This window comes from Ferrimonas aestuarii, assembly GCF_005116665.1.
Lineage (GTDB): Bacteria > Pseudomonadota > Gammaproteobacteria > Enterobacterales > Shewanellaceae > Ferrimonas > Ferrimonas aestuarii.
The window spans coordinates 338,760-359,374 of sequence record NZ_SWCJ01000003.1; the positions used below are offsets into that span (position 1 = coordinate 338,760).

At 51.2% G+C, this 20,615-nt stretch carries 16 protein-coding genes; 8 read left to right on the forward strand and 8 right to left on the reverse strand.

Annotated features, from left to right (window positions below):
* Positions 1–20: 20 nt before the first annotated feature.
* Complete coding sequence (locus tag FCL42_RS06435) at positions 21–1,652, forward strand: ABC transporter permease (protein ID WP_136862569.1); 1,632 nt, start codon at positions 21–23, stop codon at positions 1,650–1,652.
* Positions 1,649–2,710 (forward strand): ABC transporter ATP-binding protein, encoded by a 1,062-nt coding sequence (locus FCL42_RS06440; RefSeq protein ID WP_136862570.1) that lies wholly within the window; start codon positions 1,649–1,651, stop codon positions 2,708–2,710. The genes FCL42_RS06435 and FCL42_RS06440 overlap by 4 nt, the downstream gene beginning before the upstream one ends.
* Positions 2,711–2,772: 62 nt before the next feature.
* Here FCL42_RS06440 and FCL42_RS06445 read toward each other — a convergent pair whose 3' ends face one another.
* Positions 2,773–3,348 carry a PepSY-associated TM helix domain-containing protein gene (locus FCL42_RS06445; protein WP_169308310.1) on the reverse strand — a complete coding sequence of 192 codons (576 nt, stop codon included), beginning with the start codon at positions 3,346–3,348 and terminating at the stop codon, positions 2,773–2,775.
* On the reverse strand, positions 3,341–3,808 hold the full coding sequence (locus tag FCL42_RS06450; protein ID WP_136862572.1) for a DUF4920 domain-containing protein: 468 nt from the start codon (positions 3,806–3,808) through the stop codon (positions 3,341–3,343). The genes FCL42_RS06445 and FCL42_RS06450 overlap by 8 nt, the downstream gene beginning before the upstream one ends.
* Positions 3,809–4,197: 389 nt before the next feature.
* Between FCL42_RS06450 and FCL42_RS06455 the strand changes: the two genes are divergently transcribed.
* The 4 genes from FCL42_RS06455 (at position 4,198) to FCL42_RS06470 (ending at position 9,783) form a co-directional block, all read left to right on the forward strand.
* Positions 4,198–5,139: a DUF5692 family protein gene (locus FCL42_RS06455; RefSeq protein ID WP_136862573.1), complete on the forward strand. Its 942-nt coding sequence runs from the start codon at positions 4,198–4,200 to the stop codon at positions 5,137–5,139.
* A gap of 9 nt (positions 5,140–5,148) precedes the next feature.
* Positions 5,149–6,354, forward strand: coding sequence for a DUF5692 family protein (locus tag FCL42_RS06460; RefSeq protein WP_136862574.1), 1,206 nt, complete (start codon positions 5,149–5,151; stop codon positions 6,352–6,354).
* 548 nt (positions 6,355–6,902) lie between these two features.
* The gene (locus FCL42_RS06465; RefSeq protein ID WP_136862575.1) at positions 6,903–8,774 is read left to right on the forward strand and encodes a methyl-accepting chemotaxis protein; all 1,872 of its coding nucleotides are present in this window, start codon (positions 6,903–6,905) and stop codon (positions 8,772–8,774) included.
* Positions 8,775–8,922: 148 nt separating this feature from the next.
* Complete coding sequence (locus FCL42_RS06470) at positions 8,923–9,783, forward strand: HNH endonuclease (RefSeq protein ID WP_136862576.1); 861 nt, start codon at positions 8,923–8,925, stop codon at positions 9,781–9,783.
* A 47-nt stretch (positions 9,784–9,830) separates the two neighbouring features.
* Here the strand turns inward: FCL42_RS06470 and FCL42_RS06475 are convergent, their stop codons facing one another.
* Together FCL42_RS06475 and FCL42_RS06480 are read right to left on the reverse strand one after the other, a co-directional pair.
* A complete protein-coding gene (locus tag FCL42_RS06475) occupies positions 9,831–10,856 on the reverse strand; it encodes a general secretion pathway protein GspB (RefSeq protein ID WP_136862577.1) in 1,026 nt (341 codons plus the stop codon).
* A complete protein-coding gene (locus FCL42_RS06480) occupies positions 10,856–12,439 on the reverse strand; it encodes an ExeA family protein (protein WP_136862578.1) in 1,584 nt (527 codons plus the stop codon). Before FCL42_RS06480 ends, FCL42_RS06475 begins: the two co-directional genes overlap by 1 nt.
* Positions 12,440–12,602: 163 nt before the next feature.
* On the opposite strand from FCL42_RS06480, the gene FCL42_RS06485 reads away from it, so the two are divergent.
* On the forward strand, positions 12,603–13,829 hold the full coding sequence (locus FCL42_RS06485; protein WP_136862579.1) for a multifunctional CCA addition/repair protein: 1,227 nt from the start codon (positions 12,603–12,605) through the stop codon (positions 13,827–13,829).
* Positions 13,830–13,831: 2 nt separating this feature from the next.
* On the opposite strand, the gene FCL42_RS06490 is transcribed toward FCL42_RS06485, so the two are convergent.
* Positions 13,832–14,362 carry a GNAT family N-acetyltransferase gene (locus FCL42_RS06490; RefSeq protein WP_136862580.1) on the reverse strand — a complete coding sequence of 177 codons (531 nt, stop codon included), beginning with the start codon at positions 14,360–14,362 and terminating at the stop codon, positions 13,832–13,834.
* Between the two features lie 177 nt (positions 14,363–14,539).
* Between FCL42_RS06490 and FCL42_RS06495 the strand changes: the two genes are divergently transcribed.
* Positions 14,540–16,459 carry a RecQ family ATP-dependent DNA helicase gene (locus FCL42_RS06495; protein WP_136862581.1) on the forward strand — a complete coding sequence of 640 codons (1,920 nt, stop codon included), beginning with the start codon at positions 14,540–14,542 and terminating at the stop codon, positions 16,457–16,459.
* 982 nt (positions 16,460–17,441) lie between these two features.
* Here the strand turns inward: FCL42_RS06495 and FCL42_RS06500 are convergent.
* Genes FCL42_RS06500 through norV form a run of 3 tightly spaced genes read right to left on the reverse strand, consistent with a single transcriptional unit; the run spans position 17,442 to position 20,403 of the window.
* Positions 17,442–17,786, reverse strand: coding sequence for a DUF1971 domain-containing protein (locus tag FCL42_RS06500; RefSeq protein WP_136862582.1), 345 nt, complete (start codon positions 17,784–17,786; stop codon positions 17,442–17,444).
* A gap of 32 nt (positions 17,787–17,818) precedes the next feature.
* On the reverse strand, positions 17,819–18,964 hold the full coding sequence (norW, locus tag FCL42_RS06505) for an NADH:flavorubredoxin reductase NorW (protein ID WP_136862583.1): 1,146 nt from the start codon (positions 18,962–18,964) through the stop codon (positions 17,819–17,821).
* Entirely contained in the window at positions 18,961–20,403 is a 1,443-nt protein-coding gene (norV, locus tag FCL42_RS06510) for an anaerobic nitric oxide reductase flavorubredoxin (RefSeq protein ID WP_136862584.1), read from the reverse strand. The genes norW and norV overlap by 4 nt, the downstream gene beginning before the upstream one ends.
* Positions 20,404–20,615 lie beyond the last annotated feature (212 nt).

The following is a 20,615-nucleotide window of genomic DNA, read 5'->3' on the forward strand; positions in this document are numbered from 1 at the left end:
TTCCCTAAAGGGAGTCGCCATTGATCGTAACGCTTGCGAAACGTTGGAGTGTGGGTGGCTGGCTAATTGCCGCCATCCTGCTGCTGCCTTTAGCGGCGCTGATCATTCAGGCCATCCCCCCCGATCCTGAGCACTTCGATCATCTGGCCAACACCGTTCTCAACAGCTACATCATAACCACCATTTTATTGGTGCTGTTGGTCAGTATCGGCTGTTTGTTGCTGGGCGTTCCCGTTGCTTGGTTGATTGCCATGTGCCGGTTTCCCGGCCATCGACATTTTCAATGGGCAATGCTGTTGCCACTGGCGATGCCCGGCTACTTGATCGCCTATGTGTATACGGATCTACTGGATTACGCCGGCCCCATCCAAAGCTGGCTAAGAGACTGGATGGGCTGGCAACGTCCAAGCGACTACCAATTCCCACAAGTGCGCTCTTTAGGCGGCGCCGCCGTTATGCTGAGCTTAGTGCTGTTCCCCTACGTGTATATGATGGCCAGAACCGCTTTTATGGAACAGTCCGGTGCGTTAATTCAAGCCAGCCGCACCATGGGCTTATCCCCGCTCCGCAGCTTCTTTCGCCTCAGTCTGCCCCTGGCTCGCCCAGCGATTACGGTGGGAGTCGCCCTCGCGGCAATGGAGACGTTGGCGGACTTTGCCACCGTCAGTTACTTTGCGGTTAATACCCTAACGACCGCGGTTTACGACACTTGGCTGAGTTACGGCAGCCTAGCAAGCGCCGCCAAGCTCTCCTGCATGATGTTAGCGGCTGCACTGGCACTGATTCTTGGTGAGCGATTTGCAAGAAGGCAAAAACAGCGATTCCAAAATAATCACGGTGCCGCCGGCACTGGCGTTTACCTACTCACTGGGCTGAAAAAATGGCTCGCCTTTGGGTTTTGTGCACTGCTGCTTGGCCTCTCCTTTGTGCTGCCCGCCGCCATATTGCTGGATTACGCCTTTGAGTACTTCGATGCCGATCGCTTAGGTGCGCTGTGGCACCATGGTGGCAACAGTTTCTTAGTGGCCGGACTCACCGCAGTGACAACGGCCATTTTGGCGCTGCTACTGCAGTTTATGAGCCGCATGAGCCCAAGAGCATTAGATCGCTGGCCAGCCAGAGTGTCCGGGTTTGGCTACGCCATGCCTGGTACCGTTCTCGCCATCGGCATTTTGGCCCCCATGGTCTGGCTGGATAATGGCATCAACTACGTGGCCGAATGGCTGTCGCTTCCATTGCCTGGATTACTGCTGTCCGGTTCGCTACTGGCATTGATTTTTGGCTATTGTGTTCGCTTTATTGCGGTGCCCCTAGGCAGTGTTGAAGCCAGCTATCAACGCCTTAGCCCGAATTTGGATAAAGCCACCTTATCCATGGGCCACGGGCCGTCAGTGATACTGCAAAAGGTACACCTTCCCCTGCTACGCCGAGGCCTACTGGCCGCCAGCTTGATCGTATTTCTGGAGGCGATGAAAGAGTTACCTGCGGCGCTATTATTAAAACCCATTGGGTTTGAGACCCTATCCACTTACGTCTATCAGTATGTCTCCGACGAAGCTTTGGAGCTTGGGGCGCTGCCAGCCCTGCTCATTGTGGCGCTGGGGTTAATTCCGATAGTGATGTTAAACCGTAATTTAGAGAATCAGCCGTGACCACCACACTTGCCATCCACAATCTGTGTTGTCACTACGACGACACTCAGGTGCTAAGCCAGCTTAATCTCAACCTCAAGCAGGGAGAGATATTGGCTCTGCTGGGAGCCAGCGGCTGTGGTAAAACCACCCTACTTCACGCTATTGCTGGATTAATCCCATTGACCGAAGGTGACATTAGCCTTGAAGGGGAGCTGGTTTCTAGCGCTTCACATACCCTGCCCACAGAGAAGCGTCAGTTGGGAATGATCTTTCAAGATTACGCCCTGTTTCCCCACCTAAACGTGGCTGACAACATTGGCTTTGGCTTACAAGGGTGGTCCAAAGCCAAACGAAAGCAGCGGGTTGAAGAGATGCTGACATTGGTAAAGCTGCAAGGGCTAGGAAAGCGACAAATTCACCAGCTCTCCGGCGGGCAGCAGCAGCGAGTCGCCATCGCGCGCGCTCTGGCTTACCGCCCCAGGTTGCTACTCCTAGACGAGCCATTTTCCAATATCGACAGTCAGGTTCGTCACAGCCTGATTGAGGAGATTCGAGAGATCCTAAAATCTCAGCAGATCAGCGCCATCTTTGTAACCCACACCAAGGAGGAAGCGTACAGCTTTGCCGATCGCTTGGCTCTGTTGCATCAAGGGAAGCTGCTTCAAACTGGCACTCCTGAGAGCATCTATAGCACGCCAAACAGCTCAGTTGTGGCAAACTTCTTAGGCCAAGCCAACTACGTTACAGCCAAAGTGATAAACCAAGCGGAACTGGAGACGGAACTGGGGCGCATCACCAGCACCGACGACATTGAGCACTCCGTCGGCTGTGAAGGGCAGCTTCTGATAAGGCCGCAACAACTTGAGCTTAATCCAAATGCCAACCCCACCCCAGAGAGACTAGGCACGGTAAAGGCAAAACGCTTTAAGGGCGGCTACACCGAGTATCAAATTGAGCTGGGCGCGCTTAACTTAATCAGTCACAGCCAAAACAGCGAACTCAGCCTAGGCCAGCCGGTAGTGGTGAGCGTTAAGCCCCACCCATTGGTGCTGCACTGCAATACCGTCAACGCTTAACCGCCATAAAAAACGCAAGCCCGTTGGCTTGCGTTTCAAATAGTGGCGACAATCAAGTCACCTCAAATCAATAGGAAAAAGATGGGAATCACCACCCCAAGCCCCATCAAGATCATCGACTTGGGCTTCTTGGGGCCATGCTTGCCTTTCACCATAAACAGAGCCGACAGCGCCAAAAAGATCAGCATTCCCGCAAACATGTCGGAGAAATAAACCCACGCGTTTCGAGTTTCGTTAAGGTGCAAACGGTTAAGCGCCTGCAAAATTACCCTTGGCTCAACATCGGCATAGGTAACCTGACTGGCTTTTCTGTCCCACTGCAGTGCATCGCCGCCATCAAGGAAGACTTCAAACTTATATTGGCTTTTCCAGAACGTGGACTTAACTGGCTGTTGTAGCGCAAAGGTTTTCAGCATGTTTTGAGCGATCTGCCCATCTTCGAGCGTAATCCAACCGCGGTCATCCACTGCCTGAACCTGCTGCTCAACCGCGTAGTTAGGATTCCAGTCGGCAACGTGGTTTACCGCAATGCCAGACACCGCAAAGATAATCGCAAAGCCTATGCAAAAGTAACCCACATCCCTATGCAGAGTGCGATTGAGACGATACCAGTTCACGCCCTTAAGCCACTTAATCAAGAATGCGAACTCCGGTTGGCACCAATTGATACATGGTCATGGGTTCGGTTACCGATGCCGGATCAAACTCTTCGCCCGCCTCCTTCGCATAATGGGCTTTAATCTGTCGAGTACGCTCCAAATCAAAATTAAGCGCATGCAGTTGTCCTGTCGCCAATGCCTTGTGTCCTTTGGCACTTAGGGGGAACACCATGTCGCCATCTTTCACTTTGATGCGAAGTGTCTGAAAGCGCTCATCAGAAGCGATATTCATCCAGCAGCCTCGCTTTTCACACACACCAACCACAGTCCCTTCGATGGTTACCTTTTGCTCAAGATACTGATCAGGGGTTGCCATCAAAGTAGAAACGGGCACCAGCAACTCTGGCTGAACCGCCTCACCAAAATCCAGTGTTTCAGCTTGCACAGAACCCAGAGTGATTCCGAGCAGCATTGAGGCTAACAACATTTTACCCTTCATTATCTTTCCTTAAATTACGAGCTTGTTTATCGGTAATACGTATTGGGCAGCAGTGTAGTGGTTTTATCAGTAAAGTTTTGAGAACCAGCCCACACCAACACTAATGAGAAACATTATCACTCAATATTTCACTGAGCTCTAGAAAAAGAGGGACTCAACCAAATATTCGAACCTCATCCATTGTTATGACCTCCTTAATTTATCCCGCTGTTTGCGCAAAATTTGACTCGGATCTGCTTTTTTCTTTTTCAATCTGATACCTTAAAAACAAATTAGAGTAATTACTCAATTTGAAATCACAGTGTACTGTGGCTTCGTCAGGGCAGGACGAAGGACACCCCATCTGATGGGGTAAAAGTGATTCATTGACCACCTAAGGAGTGGGTAAAATGGAACCCTCAAACATCACTCTCGTGGTGTCGATCATCGTGTACGCGATCGTCACCTATGCCCTGACCGAACTGTTCCGGCGCAGCCGCACACTCGGTTTCGCTTTCATCATTGGTGCCCTATGCACCTTCCCTCTCTGGGCCGAAAACCGCGATAGCTGGTTTGAGTGGGCCAAAATTCTCAGCGTACTGCTGCCGATGGTGGTTGTCTCTTTGATGCGCTTTGCCGTCTATGAAGACAAGCAAGGGCCATTCTGGGAGATATTTAAAAAGCCTTGGACCTTGTGGTTCCTGTTTTTCATTTTGGCGCTCAACATCACCGAGGCCTCCATCCACGACTGGAACATGGGCAACATGTGGAACGCCCTATCGGGCTTTTGCTTGGTGATTACCATCCCCTTTGCCGGCAAGTACTGGCGGGTTGAGAAAGAGACCTGTGGCGACCTGATTGTCGACTTCCCCTTAGGTTGGTGTTTCCTCTACACCACTTGGAACGCCGCCTTCCTATTTGGCTGCATCCCAGACGAATTTGCTGGTGGCCTAGCGATTCTGATCGCCTGCGAACTGTACTCGGTATTTGGCCGTCATGACCTCTACATCATGGGCCGAATCTATACTCTGGCGATCTTTGTCGCCCAATTGGGTATCAGCGACGTATTCCCATTCATGGATTCCAGCGCCTGGGCCAACCCAGAGCTTGCCACCTGGTGGGGCATTGCCAACCTTGCCCTGAGCGTGGTGTACGTATTCTGGTATCTGTGGCAACTGGACACCGGCCGCTGCCACACCAGTTTCCGCCACCCAGCCTCAGCGCCTGATGGCATCTTTACCGAAGTCGAAAAACAGAAAGCGCTGTCCGGCTTCTGGTCCAAATTCTATTACCACAAAAAGGGCAACCAACGGTCTCTGCCGCTGGATAAGCATGCCCACAGCAGTCACTAAGGACAACTGATGAACACAGAACGAACGACACAACTTACCCGCTGGCTTAAGTGGCTGTGGCTGGCAATGATGCTGGCCATCGCACCGGTGACTCAGGCTAGCGCCGCCGATTCTGAGCTCGGCAGCTATCAGATCTTACTGGAAGGTGTGCCCGGTACTGGCGGCCTCAGCTATCACCTGGATTTCTATGATGATGGCACCGTCAATATTGAGAAACGCTTTAATGGCCAAGATCACATCGAAACCCATCAATACCTGCGTGACGGCCAGCAATTAGTAATTAAGCCGTTGGCAGGTGGTGCCATCAAAGATTTTGACCACGCCAACCTCACCATCATCGATGAGGAAAACATCGAAGTGGCACTGAACGTGGCCGGAAGTGAATTGCTGCTGCTTGAAAAAGATGTCAATTTCACCCTATTCCGTTGGCATGAATGGCAAGCCAAAGCCCACATCCTGTTGACCTTGGTGGTTTTGATTGCCCTAAACGAGTTATTCCGATTCGTAAAATGGAGTGGGTTTGCCTTCTTTATTGGTGGTGCTGCCTTCTGTACCGTATTCGTTTGGCCCAATCAGGGCATCGTCTACTGGTTTAAGTGGGCGAAAATCTACTCGGTGGTGGCCGCCTCGGCGTTCTTCCTATTAATGCGGTTTACCCCCGTCTATAAATACCGGCTGGCCAAACTGTTCTGTGTTGCCTTCCTAGCCATCAATATCGCTGAAGCGGTAGCGCAAGACTTTAGCATGGGCTTGATTCCTAACCTGCTAAATGGCGTTGCTGGCGTGCTCTCCATCGCCACCTGTTACTACGGCTGGAAAGGCATCCGTGCCGACGACAGCCCGCAGAAAGACATGGTCTGGCCGAAGATGACCGCCCTATGGATCATCGCTTACGACGTCTGGAATTTTGCCTACGTTTACCTCAACTTCCCAGCGTCTGCGTCAGCCCAATTGATGGTGATCATTGCCGCCACCATTCCAGCACTGTGGATCAAGCCTGGCACCTGGTTACAAGCACGTGCATACACCCTTGCCGCTTGGTTTATGTTCTATTTCACCTTCACCAACTTCTACGAACGCAACCTGTGGATCTTCCCACGTAACGATACCCTGACTTACAGCATCGCCGCCTTAAGTCTGGTACTGAACATCGCCTGCGTCGTACAACTAGTTAATTTCTATAAAAATAGAACCAAGGAGGTTGCCACTGCGTAGAAATTTGTCTCTTACATAAAGCATCAGGCATGAACATCACAACAAATAGAAAGCGAGTGTGCTGTCCCTGCAACTAGAAACTCGCCGCTATCATCCACACTCTCATCCTGCCCCAACTGACGTTGGGGCCTTTTTTTAACCGACGTGTTTCGCCTTCAATCCTCGATGGAAGACAGTATCCAATCTACAAAATTATTGAAGAAAAAATTTGAGATAAATACAGAGCTCAACAAGCGTAATTTCAAATATTATTTATATTAAAAAATTACCTTAGATCAGTTAGTTGCAAGGACTCATCAAACGTCCTGATAAAATTTGTTCAATTAGTATTCTCTTTAGCCCCAAGATTGTGATCCAGCTCAGTTGAATTGCTCATCCCCCTATGACAGCATCACAAATATTCAACCCACAAATACAATAAAATCACCAAAACAAGTGACGAATTTAACCAAAATGACGCATCAGACAACTTGATGCTATTTATTGGTCACTAAAATTATTTAGCAAGTAAAACAATTATATAAAGTTGCAATAAGGGCGTTTATCTTATGAAATTCAAGACCAAGATCGTTTTTGCATCATGCACTATTCTGCTGTTCGCCTTATCTGCGTTATCGATCAATCAATACCTTACCGCTAAAAATAACATCCACCAGCTTACCGAAAACAGCGTGACTGAGTTCGCCAGTAGCATCGCCTCTTCCCTAGAGGACACCATGGCCACCAAAGCCAAGATGGCTCGGTACGCCATGGATCTCATCGAAGATGACCTATCTGAAGACAGCATTGAGCGAGTCATTAGCAAAAATTCGCTAAAAGAGTTCTTTGTATTAATTGGTGTTGGTTTCGAATCTGACGGTAGCTTAATTGATAATGACATCAACTGGCAGCCAGTGGATAATTACGATTCTCGTACTCGCCCTTGGTACCAAGAAGCAAAACGCAAAGAAAGCGTTATATTTACAGAACCTTACCCAGATTCGGTAACCAATGAAATCTTGGTTTCCATCGGAGTTCCAATGAAACAAAACGGCAGTTTCATTGGCGCCATGTTTTTGGATGTAAGTTTAAAAGAACTTAGCGCATCAATTAACAGCATTAATCTACTCAATTCTGGGTATGCATTCCTATTAACTCGAGACAATAAATTTATTACTCATCCTGACGACGCCCTCCATGGAAAACTCGCCAATCAATTATTTGGTAATCAAGTGGACTTCTCAGGTCGCAACAAAATGACCGAAGTGGATGGCGTAGAAACTCAGTTGAGCTTTTACGAACTGCCGAGCCTAGGTTGGAAGTTGGGAATTGCACTGGACGTCAACAAACTCAATGCCACCGAGTACGAACTGCGTAATAACGCCATCATCTACTCCGGTATCGCGGTTCTAATCGCCATCTTTGCCCTAACCATGCTGATCAACCGTTTGATGGCACCTCTAAAAGACATCAACGATGCCATGGAAGACATCGCTAGCGGCGACGGCGACCTGACTCAGACCATGAACACCAACACCGACGAAGAGTTCGCCCAATTAGCCAAGAGCTTTAACGGCTTCTGCACCAAACTCGGCGCCATGATTTTCGAGGTGAAAACCTTAGGAAAGTCGATCTCAGAGGGCACCCACCAAACCGCTGAAGGAGCTGTGAAAAGCAGCCAAGCGATGGAGCAACAGCTGCAAGAGCTTGAGCAGCTAGCCACCGCCATGAATGAAATGGCCACCACCTCCACCGAAGTGGCTCGCAACGCCCAAGGCGCCTCGGGTGCCGTTCAAGAAGCCAGAGACTCTGTGGATGAAGGGGTGAATACCGTAAGCCGAACCGCCACCGCCATTGAAGAGTTAAGCGGCCAAATTGACCATGCCGTGGAAGTGGTTCAAGAGGTGTCCAAAGCCACCAACAACATCGAATCAATTTTGGCAGTGATTAACGACATTGCCGATCAAACCAACCTACTGGCACTGAACGCCGCCATTGAGGCTGCACGTGCCGGTGAGCAAGGTCGAGGCTTTGCCGTGGTGGCCGATGAGGTTCGCACATTGGCCTCACGCACTCAGCAGTCCACCTCAGAGATTCGCGAAATGATCGACCAGTTGGCAGCCGGTTCCCGTTCTGCGGTAGAAGTGATGGGACAGAGTAAAGAGGTCGCCACCAGCACAGTGGAAATCTCAAGCGTATCCAGCCAAGCACTGGAGCGGATCCGTGACGCCATTACCCGCATCACCGACATGAACATGCAGATCGCCTCTGCGGCAGAGGAACAAAGCCTGGTTGCCGAAGACATCAACAAAGGCACGCTCAACATCAAGGAGCTATCCGAAGAGGTGTCCCAGGCGGCGCAGCACGCCAGCGTCAATACCCAAGAACAATCAGACATGGTGACCAAACAGGACGCCCTGCTGAACCAGTTCAAGGTGTAACTCACCTCAAGAAATCACGAAGGAGCCGCAAGGCTCCTTTTTTGATCTCGGCCAGAATCCATTTCTAGCAAAACACTGATCTAATTCATTTTTTTATTTCATCACTTACGCTAACTTACCCCTCACTGTAACTAACCAGGAACGCAAAGTGTTTGAAATTGGTAAGGAATACCATCGACAAAGAGACATTCATGACAATTACGGAGGTCAGCGTCGAGGAGGAATCTCAACACCGAAAGGCAGTCCTTTCATATTTCTAATTACCGGGAATTCCGGTGAGGCCTTTGGCTACAGCGATCATTTTGACGGTAACGATATGTACCTCTATACCGGCGAAGGTCAAGTTGGCGATATGCAAATGAACAAAGGCAACGCAGCCATACTTAAGCATCAACAAAATGAAAAGCAATTAGTTCTATTCGAACAGACGAAAAAAGCCTACGTGCGTTGTGTTGGCTTCTTTGAATACGAAGGGCACAGCACCGCACTTCGCCCAGACCGAAATGGGGACTGGCGAAATGCCATCATATTCCAGTTGCGCCTTGAGGAATCAAACGATCCATTACTAAAACCTATCCCAAAATCTGACTTGCTGCTCGAGCCTAAAAAAAACTGGAGTTTGGAACGGCTAAGGAAGTCCGCGATACACTCTTCAGAAAGCAAGCCTAATAGCAAGGAGCGATTAGCTATCTATCGCAATCGTAGCCAAGCAATAAAACTCTATACAAAAAATAGAGCGAATGGTGTCTGCGAGGGGTGTAAAAGAAATGCCCCATTCAACACAAAATATGGCCCTTATTTAGAGGTGCATCATTTAACAAGGCTTGCTGACGGCGGTCCAGATCACCCTGCAAATGTCATTGCGCTATGCCCAAATTGCCATAGGGAAGCGCACTACTCCAAAAGTCGCCGACAATTCAATGCAAAACTAAGTGACATCGCAAATTCAATTGAAGCTCAAACACCTATCAAGACTGAAAAGAGATCTGTTCCTTTAGAGCCTGCTTAGTCACAAGATCTGATAGCGCCGTCTTACAACGGCGCTTCTTTTTCCAACTACAACTGACCCAACGGCGGCACGGTGAAAGCCTGCCCCTCTTTCTCCAGCACCACGGCATTAGGCTGAATCTCTTTGACCTTAACGCCTGGAGCAATCAGATCTCCCTCCTGCGCCTCTCGGCCATTGGCACGCAACCACCGAGAGTCGTTCTCTGAAGAGTACACATGAGCGGTGATATTGATGTCTGGCATGCTCTTTCGAAACTCCAGTGGCATCTCACTTAACTCAGGCGCGATACCAGCAAACAGATCTGGCGCCGATTGGGCTGCAGGCTGAGCCTGTCCTTGGGCCGTTACCGAATTCACCGTAGCTTGCGCGAGCAATTGCTCAGCGGACATCTCCATCGCTTGAGCCTGTGCTTCAGCGCTCATCGGCTCTGGCTCAGGAGAGCGATAATCGCCGCTGTTGTAATCGGCTAGGTTCAAGTTCATCAGCTCCTGCGGCGTCATTTCAGCGGGCTCAGGCTTAGACTGCTGTTGAGGCTGACGCTGTGGCTGAGCTTGTTGCTGATAATCGGTATCTTGTACAGCCGCTCGAAAAGCCGCCAGCAGGGCGTTGTCCGCCAGCTTCTGTTCATCAATGCGAGTTTCGGTCTCAACCTTAGGTTTGGCTTGAGCCACCTTCTGCGCCGGCTGCGGTTGCGGCTTGGCTGGCGCCTCTCTAACTGGCGTGGTCGACTCCGGGTAATAGACGTACTCTTTCGGCTCCGGCTCAGCCGCTTTAGGCATCGGCTTGGGCTCTGGTTTTGGCGCAATGAAGGCCACGGGCATAGGCATATCGACGGTGTCAGTAACCGTCACATCAGCAATCGCCGCCACCACAGGTGGTTGCTCCGGAAGAGGCCGAGTTTGCCAAGCATAAGCGCCCGCAGCAACAATGGCTGCGGTTACAATCGGCCAGCTAAAATGACCATAAAGGCTCAATACCGAACGGGGTTTTGGCGCAACCGGCGAGTGCGCGGTAACATCTAATTGCCCCTGAGCCTGTTTTTCGCGGCCAACCGCATCAAGTAAAAATGACATTAGCGATTGCCCTCAATAGTTGGGTTATTCAACATGGCGGTCGTCGGGGTAATGGCTGACAACCTTGGCCCCTGGGTGCTGCTCAGCAGGCTCACCAACGCCAGCGTCTGGCCATCGGCAATCCCTGATTGCGTCAAACCATAGTGGCGCTGGAAGGCAGTTAACTGCTGCTCAAGCTCGGCATCAAACTCAGACAAAATTCGTGTGCTTCGCCCCTGAATTGGCCCCAACTGATTTTCAAGCCACTGCAGCTGCGCGAGGCTGGCATCCTTGTCCAAGGTGGCTGGTAGATCGCCATTTTGCTGCCAAATCAAAGTGAATTCACCGTCGAAGTGGCTAATTAACCATGACTCACTGACGCTCATCAGGCGATTGCCAAACTGCACGCTATAGCGTTGTGGTTGCTCGGACGAACGCGATAGCAGCGCCCCATACACCGGTGTGCCATCGTCATCACGCAGTCGAATCACGGCTGGGTAATCAAAACTCAGCAGCTGTCGCCAACCGCCCTGCCCTTCAAAACAGGCAAGCTGTTCGGTTTTGACATACTCACAGGGATCATTGGCGGGAATGGCCACTCCCCAATGGTGAATCAGCGCCTGATATGCGCTTAAACTGTCCTGATACTGAGTAAGAGAGGGTGTCTCGGCTACGGGAGCCGGTGCCTCTGCTGGTGTGAGCTCTGGACGAGGCATCAGCAGCACCACAGCCATCACCGCCGCAATTGCCGAGGCCACGCTCGCCGCGACAAATGGCAAGCGCCCGCGAGTCTTGGCTTTAATGCCAAGCACTTCCGATGCCGCCGCTTCCACTTCGTTGCGGCCAAGGTGAATCTTCTGGTGGGCAAAACCGCCCATTAACGCCCGTTCACACAACAGGTTGATGACTCGGGGAACGCCGCCACTGTATTGGTGCAGGGCTTTAATGGCACCGCGCTTAAACAGCGGCTGAGCTCGACCGGCTACCTGAAGACGATGTTGAACATAGAAAGCCACCTCTTCTAAGTTCAAAGGCAATAGGTGGTAACGGGCGGTAATGCGCTGAGCCAACTGGCGCAGCTCTCGGCGCTGCAACAACTCTTGCAATTCCGGCTGCCCGATAAGGATCACCTGCAGCAGCTTTCTGGTATCGGTTTCCAGATTGGTGAGCAATCGAAGCTGTTCCAGCACTTCAGGTTTTAAGTGCTGCGCCTCATCGATGATCATCACCGTATTGCGACCAGCTTTATGGTTTTTCAGCAAAAATTCGCTGATGCGATCGGTAAGCTGCTTTAAGGTTGGCTCCGCTTGATACTCAATATGCAGTTCATCACATAGCGTGGCCAGCAGCTCAAGCTCTGTCAGGGCAGGGTTTAAGATGAAAGCGGTGTCGGTGTGGTCGGGCAACTGAGCCAGCAAACTGCGAGACACCGTGGTTTTGCCAGTCCCCACCTCTCCGGTCAACAGCACAAAGCCACCGTGTTCCCCCAACCCATAGGTCAGGTGAGCCAACGCTTCACGGTGTCGTTCACTTAAAAATAGAAATGCCGGGTTAGGCGCGATGGAGAATGGACTCTCCGATAACCCATAAAAGCCTTTGTACATAAGCCCTATTGCCTTAGGGCGTGCTGTCCTTGGCGGAAAGTTGCGGCGCCCCTAATGAGAAAACTTCATTTGTTCGATTTTGCCCCAAGGTAAGGGCTGACCGGTGGCTTGTCAAAGGCCACTGGCCGTATAATGACCCAGTTAAAAGATTCAGGAGCAAAACGTGCAAATTTACTTGGTGGGTGGCGCCGTTCGCGATCGGTTATTGGGGCTCGAAATTAAAGACCGAGATCATGTGGTGGTGGGCGCAACCCCACAACAGATGCTCGACCTTGGCTATGAACAGGTAGGCAAAAGTTTCCCCGTATTTTTGCACCCCAAAAGCCACCAAGAATATGCACTGGCTCGCACCGAGCGCAAAGCGGGTCACGGCTACACCGGCTTTGAGATCTGTGCCGATCCGAATGTGACTCTGGACGAGGATCTGATCCGCCGAGACCTTACGGTTAATGCCATTGCCGAAGCGCAAGATGGCAGCCTAATTGACCCCTACGGAGGCCAGCAAGATATTGAGCGCCGAGTGCTACGCCATGTTTCCGAAGCCTTTGTGGAAGACCCGCTGCGCGTGTTGCGAGTGGCGCGTTTTGCGGCTCGGTTTCATCACCTTGGGTTTACGGTCGCACCAGAAACTCTGACCTTGATGCAGCAACTGGCAGAGTCCGGCGAGCTGTCGCACCTTACTCCTGAGCGAGTGTGGCAGGAGACCGAGCGTGCCCTTTGCGGCCCAACGCCTCGGGTCTACTTTGAGGTGTTGGAGTCCTGCGGCGCCCTCAACGCCTTGATGCCTGAGCTGGCCTTGTTACGGGGTGTGCCTCAGCCGCAAGCCCATCACCCAGAGATCGACTCCCTTGAGCACACCTACCTCACTCTGGAGCGAGCCGCAGAGCTCTCCCCCGAGCTAACGGTGCGCTTTGCTGCGCTGACCCACGATTTGGGCAAAGCGTTAACCCCTGAAGAGGAACTACCTCGCCACATCATGCACGAACAACGAGGCCTAGCCCCGCTTAAACAGTTGTGTGAAAGACTTAAGGTCACCAATGCTTGCAGGGAGTTAGCTCAGATCTCCTGTGCTCAGCACCTAAATGGACATCGGGCTCTGGAACTGAAACCGGCCACCTTATTGAAACTCTTCGACAAAGTGGATGCTTGGCGTAAGCCTGATCGCTTTCAGCAGTTTCTACTGGTATGCCAAGCGGATGCCCAAGGCAGGCAGGGGCTGAAAGATAAGCCCTATCCTCAAGCGGACTATCTCAACCAAGCACTCACTATTGCCAACGAGGTACAAGTGCGCCCCATCGTCGAGGAAGGCTTTAAGGGCCCAGCAATCAAGGCCGAGCTTAGCAAGCGCCGTATCAAGCGTCTGACGGAGTTTAAGCACACTCGAGGCTAACTCTATTTCAGCGTTCGTTCGCCGGTGCCATACACCTGCACCGGCATCTCTTTGTAGTCGGTACGAAATAACAAACTCATGCCATTGCGTTCAGCCACCCGCTTTGAGGGCTCGTTTTCCTCATGAATGATGGAGATAAAACGGCGACAGTCGATCTGTTGCTCACCAAAACGCCGCATCTGCTGTGCTGCCTCAGTGGCGTAGCCCTTACCCTGGAAATCGTTTAGCAGTGAATAGCCAATCTCATATTCATCCCAACCCTCAAAGTCTGGCCTAGGCAAAATCCCAACCATGCCGATAAAGGCGTCGGTGGCTATCTCATGCACCGCCAGATAACCCAATCCCTGTTGCTGATTGCGCTCGAGACTGGTTTCGATCCACAGCGTGGCTATCTCAAGCTCAGACAAACCCGCCGGAATTCCAAGAAATCGCACCGTCGGATTACCATGGAAAAACCGCTCCCATGCTGGGATGTCATCTAAGGTTAACGCTCGGTAATAGAGGCGCTCACTGCGCTGATTGAAATAGTCCATCGGCCCTCCTTTGGCTTGAATAACGTAGATTATTCAGACTGCCGATTTATCAATAGCCGGTCAATGTTGAGTTCTGTGATACCTTAGCCTCCGCTCACATGGAGTTACACCAAATCACACTTGTCACCCGCAGGAGAGGATAGGCTTATCCAGTCACTGCACAACAGGGAGCTCGGCATGCCAACGCAGCTGTTACAACAACACTTCGGTTTCTCAGAATTTCGCCCAGGTCAGCAACCTGTGGTGGAAGCCTTGCTGAATGGAAACAGCGTCGCCGCCATCTTTCCAACGGGCTCAGGCAAATCGCTGTGTTATCAGCTGCCAGCCATTGCGCTGCCTAACCTAACCTTGGTGATCTCTCCCCTACTGGCACTGATGCAGGATCAATTGGCGTTTCTAAAATCCAAAGGGATCGCCGCCGCCAGCATCGACTCCAGCCAGAGTTTTGAACAGTCACAAGCGGTGATGCAGCAAGTACGTCAGGGCGAGATTAAGATCTTGATGATCTCCGTTGAACGGCTGAAGAACGAGCGCTTTCGCCGTTTCATCAGCCAGATCTCAATCTCACTGCTGGTGGTGGATGAAGCCCACTGTATCTCCGAGTGGGGTCACAACTTCCGCCCCGATTACCTCAAGCTGCCTCACTACCGCCGCTGGCTAAAAATCCCTCAAGTGTTGCTGTTGACCGCCACCGCCACGCCACAGGTCATTGACGATATGGCGGCTAAGTTCGACCTGCAGCGCGACAAGGTGATCACCACCGGCTTCTATCGTCCGAATTTGGATCTCAATGTGGTGGCCATTGATGAACAGCAGCGCCTGACCTACCTTAGCCAGTACCTAAGCCAATACCCGAATCAGCCAAGCATCGTCTACGTGACTCAGCAAAACAGCGCCGACGACGTGGCTCAATTTCTCCAGTCTCAAGGAATTAACGCCAGCGCTTATCACGCTGGGATGGATCATGACCGTCGCCAAGCGCTGCAGACTCAGTTCATGGCGAATCAAGTGGATGTCATGGTGGCCACCATCGCCTTTGGTATGGGAGTTGATAAAGCCAACATCCGCCACGTGGTGCATTACGATCTGCCCAAGTCCATCGAAAACTACTCCCAAGAGATCGGCCGTGCAGGTCGTGATGGCGAACCTTCAAACTGCCTGCTGCTAGCCAACACCGCCAACCGCTCGGTGCTAGAGAACTTTGTTTATGGCGATACCCCGGAGCTGGGCTCCATTCGAGCGGTGTTGCAGGAGATCGCCGAGGCCGGCCCCGAGTGGCAATTGCTGGCACTGCCTTTGAGTAACCAAACCAACATTCGACCGCTGCCACTTAAGACCCTGCTGGTGTACCTAGAGATGGCGGGCATTCTTGAGCCCAGCTACAGCTTTTTTGCCGATGTGCGCTTTAAAATGAAGGGCGAAATTGAGCCGATGCTGGCCCAGTTTGAAGGCGAACGCCGCCAATTCTTAGAGGCGGTGATGCAGCACTCACCCAAAGCGAGAACCTGGCATCAGCCCGATTTTGATGGTCTGTTCCAAGCCTATGGCGCCCAGCGCAGCCGCGCCATGGCCGCACTGGAATATCTGGAACAAAAACAGTGGCTGGAGCTGCAATCGAAACAGATGACCGAAGTCTACAAGGTTCGACTGCCGCTGCCGGATCTGGAGCAATTGGCCCAACAGCTTCTCGAACAGTTCCAATCCAAAGAGGCAAGCGAAGTGGCTCGCATCGATAACATGCTTAGCCTGCTGCAGGAGCCTCACTGCTTGAGCCACGCTCTGGCGGGTTACTTTGGCGACACTCAAGTGCCTAAGCGCTGCGGCCACTGCTCCGCCTGTCGAGGCCAAGCGGCAGCGCTTCCCGACACATCAACAGCGTCGGTGCCCGATGCCAATCAACTGGGGCAGTGGCTGTCACCACTGCAAGAGGCCATTGAGAAACAATACCAAATGCCATTGTCTGAAACTCTGGCCGCCCGCTTCCTAATTGGCCTGCCAAGCCCGTGGCTCACCAAAGTCAAAGCCCGCCAAATGGCAGGCTTTGGAGCGCTGGCATCAGTACCCTACGGACAGCTGATTCGCAGCCTAACAACATAGCTCTTAGTTTACACACCGAGGTTGACGCCCTTTTCAACCTCGGGTGTATAAAGGTAATAACGAAAGACACTTTACAATATGGGAGTACCGACCCACCCATTAGTAAGAGATAACCCATCACAAGGATGCGCAATAACCCAAACAGAACGTGAGAAATAAAATACAATAAGATGCAGAAATTATAGAGTTGCAAACCAAAACAATTAATAAAACTATTTAATAACCAATGAAAAATCTTAAATTCCAACTAAAAAGCAGAGAATAATTAAACGCCACCCCTCAATAAACAATGACTGCCCATTAAAAATTGAAGCTGACTAGGCTTTTCCACAACCATTGTCATCAGCAAGCCCCAAAGCAGGCCACCACAGCCCCTAGCGCAAAACCCAACCCACCATCCAATTAACATAAGCTTGCGAAGTAAAAATCAACGTTCAAATTTAAATGCAATCTTCGCCAAAGAAGTTACCCAAAATAAAGAAACAGAAATAAAAATTTACAGCAAGAACCAAGTTTAGGCGTTCTCTGTATTTCGCTGACCACATTGACTCAAGTATGATGTTGAAAATAGACTAATACCGCTTTATCAAAGATAAACTCTTAATTAAAAATATCATCCATAAGGAAATGCTCATGACTTTAAACAAAAAAGTACTCGGTGTAATGTTTGGAACCCTTTTGGCCACCGCTGGCTTTTCTTCCTCTTTAACTGCCGCTTGCCATGAAACTGAAATCGGTACTATGTGCTGTACCTCTAGCACCACAGAAGGTGTACTTTGCGAGTTTCAAGGTTAAAACCATGGGTCTGTGGAATCACAGACCCATTTCTCTAACGCCATCCACACAAGTTATTGTGGCACCATCCAATTGATAGGATGGCGTAACACCTAATTCAAGGGCCTCGCCTTACTTCATATACGCGAAATCGAAAAACCTGCATCAATGCAGGCTTTTCTCTTACCTATTACTTAGTTTCTGCGGTTTAACTCTTGGTGTTATACAGTGGGTGCTCTCCCATCTCTTCACCAGGCTCAGACCAAAAGTTGATATTGAATTGGGCGTCATCTGATAGCTCAATGCGATGCCAATATTGAGGCGGGCTAGTCGCAAACTGACCAGCCTCGATGGTTACAGACATCTCATGCTCGGTAGCGTGCTCATCAGCAAAGCCAAAGTAGGTTACGCAGCCCTCCATCACCACCAACTGACCAAATACCCCAGCGGCAGTGTTGTGGTGGGACAATAGTGCAGCAGGGACCGTCTCCTTAGTAAAAAACGGTGTAGAGCGACGGATGGTCCAGTGTTTAGGAATGCGTAGATGGCTCATAACAAGCTCCTTTTAAAAGGTCGGTGTTGAATTCATTGATTTAGTTGCTGTAACAACTTGATGGCGCCCGCTTGGTGGGCTTCGCTCACCACAAAACCTTGCAGCTTGCCAAAACCATTACTGGCCTTGGCATTCAGCCCTTGGGCGTCGGTTTCAATCTGCCAGTTGCTGCTCTCAAAGGTATTGCCCGCCAGCTGCATCGGCAGCGCCGGAGTCTTCACTTTGATGAGCGCCGCCGGAAGTTTCAGTGACGTTGGTTGACCCAACAACGTCTTAGCCAAGGCGTTGGCCGCCAGCATCGCCGGTTGCAAATAAGGGCGAACCTGTCCCTCAATCTCGGCGCAATCCCCAAGGGCGTACACACCCTCTATGCTGGTTTGAAGCTTTGCATCCACCACGATGCCTCGATTCACCTCGGCCCCCATGGCTCTGGCAAGGTGCACATTAGGCTTTAGGCCGATGGCGGCGATGGCCGCATCCACTGGCAAGACCTGACCAGAAACGATGGCACTTACCCCTTCATCATGTTGGTTCAGAGCCTGAAGTTGGCGGCTTAGCAGTAGCTCCACCCCGAGATCCCGCAGCGATTGCGCAAGCGGCGTCGCCACCATGGCGGGCATCAGGTTCGGCAGTACGCTGTGGGCTTGATCCAGCAACAACACCTTGCGGCCGCTGCGAGCCAGATCCATCGCCAGCTCGGTGCCAATGAGCCCAGCACCAACCACCAACACCGTTTTGGCAGCATCCAATTTGGCTTCGCTGTGACGGAACTCCTGCAAACTGTTGAAGGTATGCAGCAGCTCAGAGCCTGGAACCGGCGGTACAATGGCACTGGCGCCTGTTGCCAATACCAACTTGCCGTATTCCAAAGCGCCGCCATCCCAGCTAACGACTTTTTGAGTAGCATCAATCGCCGTTACCCAAGTGTTGGTTATTGCCTTGACATTCAGCTGTTTAGCCCAATCGGCAGCAGGCTGCTTTACCAGCTCTTCGGCGCACTGTTTGTTGCTAAAGACATGGCTCAAATCCGGTTTATGATAGTCATCGCCACTGTCGCCACAGATAAGGGTGATGGGCAATTTGTTATCGGTTCGGCGAATTGCCCGAATCAACGACAGCGCCGCGAAGCCGCTGCCGATGATCACCAAAGGCGCTTCTGAGGTTACTGGTGCACTCATGCGGCTTCACCCTTGCTGCTAGCAATGATCTCAAACACCTCTTTGCCCAACCCGCACTCAGGGCACAGGAAAGCATTCGGCACATCCGCCCACGGCGTACCAGGGGCAACCTGCTGATTAGGCTCACCCTGTGCTGGGTCATACACCCACTGGCACACGGTGCACAGCATGCTATCTCCTAGATCTTTCCCATTGGCGCTGCCGCACTGAGTCGATTGCGCTGGCTCAGCTTTGATCTGCTCATCATAAGACCACTGGCGAGCCAGTTGACGGCCATGCTCACGGCACGCCTTCAAGGCTGAGCCATCTGGGCGCCACTTGGTCTTGATGCTGTCGGCGGTATCAAAGCCACACTCAATCAGACGCTTATGAATGCGGTCTACCGCACCGCCATTCCAGCCGTAGCTGCCAAAAGCCGCAGCATGTTTGTTTTTAAATCGCAGACCGGTCATCTCTTCCAGCATGGCGGCAACTTTAGGCATCATCACGTTATTCATGGTGGAGCTGCCCATCAGCACCGCTTTAGAGCGAAACACATTGGCCAAAATCTCGTTTTTATCGTGGCGACTGACGTTAAACACCTTCACCGCAACGCCAGGATCCACATCGTGAATCCCTTGGGCAATGGCATCTGCCATCATGCGGGTGTTGTTGGACATAGAGTCATACACCAAGGTGATGCGATCTTCCTGATAGTTGTCGGCCCATTCCAGATACTTCTCGATGATCTGCACTGGGTTGTCGCGCCAAACAATGCCATGGGAAGTGGCAATCATCGATACCGGTACATTAAAGCTCAGCACCTCTTTAATCTTGGCGGTCACCAGCGGGCTAAAGGGCGTTAAGATGTTGGAGTAGTAACGCAAGCACTGCTCCATCAACTCCCCTTGATCCACTTCGTCGTTAAACAAACGCTCATCACAATAGTGCTGACCAAAGGCGTCGTTGCTGAACAGCACTGCGTCTTCAGTTAAGTAGGTCATCATGCTGTCAGGCCAGTGCAACATCGGTGCTTCAATGAAGATCAGTTGCTTGCCGTTACCCATATCGAAACTGTCACCGGTCTTAACCACGTTAAAGTTCCAATCGGGACGATGGTGGTGGCCAGTCAACGAATCGATAGCAGCGGCAGTACAGTAGATAGGTGTGCCAGGTATGCGCTCCAGCAGGGCCGCCAGCGCACCGGCGTGATCCTCTTCCCCATGGTTGATGATGATGGCGTCAATCTTATTGAGATCGATTTCTTGCTCAAGGTTACGCACAAACTCCATGCTAAAGCGGTGATCAACGGTGTCGATCAGAACGGTCTTTTCTTCCTGAATCAGATAGCTGTTGTAGCTGGTTCCCTTGGTCATGTGGTACTCCGTACCGTGAAAATCGCGAACCTCCCAGTCTCGCTGCCCAACCCAAGTGACGTTGTTTTTTACGTGAATCGCCATCTGTTACTACCTTAAAACCAAATGAGTAAGTGGGGAGGCCAACGAGCGCTAACTCGGTGTTAGCCTCCAACTTCAATAGTGAATGTCTGTCTTTGGTATATCAGGAAGCGTGCCAATTTTTATCTTATTGATTTTAAAGAAAACATGAAAACAACCATTGTCGAAATGACAATAGGCAACTATAGTCATTTCGACACACCATTGTGATTTTG

What these genes read in the sequence shown, in the direction of transcription:
- FCL42_RS06500 (WP_136862582.1), bottom strand. Translation starts at nt 17,786, where the DNA reads ATGAGCCATCTACGCATTCCTAAACACTGGACCATCCGTCGCTCTACA.
- FCL42_RS06495 (WP_136862581.1), top strand. Translation starts at nt 14,540, where the DNA reads ATGCCAACGCAGCTGTTACAACAACACTTCGGTTTCTCAGAATTTCGC.
- FCL42_RS06465 (WP_136862575.1), top strand. Translation starts at nt 6,903, where the DNA reads ATGAAATTCAAGACCAAGATCGTTTTTGCATCATGCACTATTCTGCTG.
- FCL42_RS06475 (WP_136862577.1), bottom strand. Translation starts at nt 10,856, where the DNA reads ATGTCATTTTTACTTGATGCGGTTGGCCGCGAAAAACAGGCTCAGGGG.
- norV (WP_136862584.1), bottom strand. Translation starts at nt 20,403, where the DNA reads ATGGCGATTCACGTAAAAAACAACGTCACTTGGGTTGGGCAGCGAGAC.
- norW (WP_136862583.1), bottom strand. Translation starts at nt 18,964, where the DNA reads ATGAGTGCACCAGTAACCTCAGAAGCGCCTTTGGTGATCATCGGCAGC.
- FCL42_RS06460 (WP_136862574.1), top strand. Translation starts at nt 5,149, where the DNA reads ATGAACACAGAACGAACGACACAACTTACCCGCTGGCTTAAGTGGCTG.
- FCL42_RS06450 (WP_136862572.1), bottom strand. Translation starts at nt 3,808, where the DNA reads ATGAAGGGTAAAATGTTGTTAGCCTCAATGCTGCTCGGAATCACTCTG.
- FCL42_RS06480 (WP_136862578.1), bottom strand. Translation starts at nt 12,439, where the DNA reads ATGTACAAAGGCTTTTATGGGTTATCGGAGAGTCCATTCTCCATCGCG.
- FCL42_RS06455 (WP_136862573.1), top strand. Translation starts at nt 4,198, where the DNA reads ATGGAACCCTCAAACATCACTCTCGTGGTGTCGATCATCGTGTACGCG.
- FCL42_RS06490 (WP_136862580.1), bottom strand. Translation starts at nt 14,362, where the DNA reads ATGGACTATTTCAATCAGCGCAGTGAGCGCCTCTATTACCGAGCGTTA.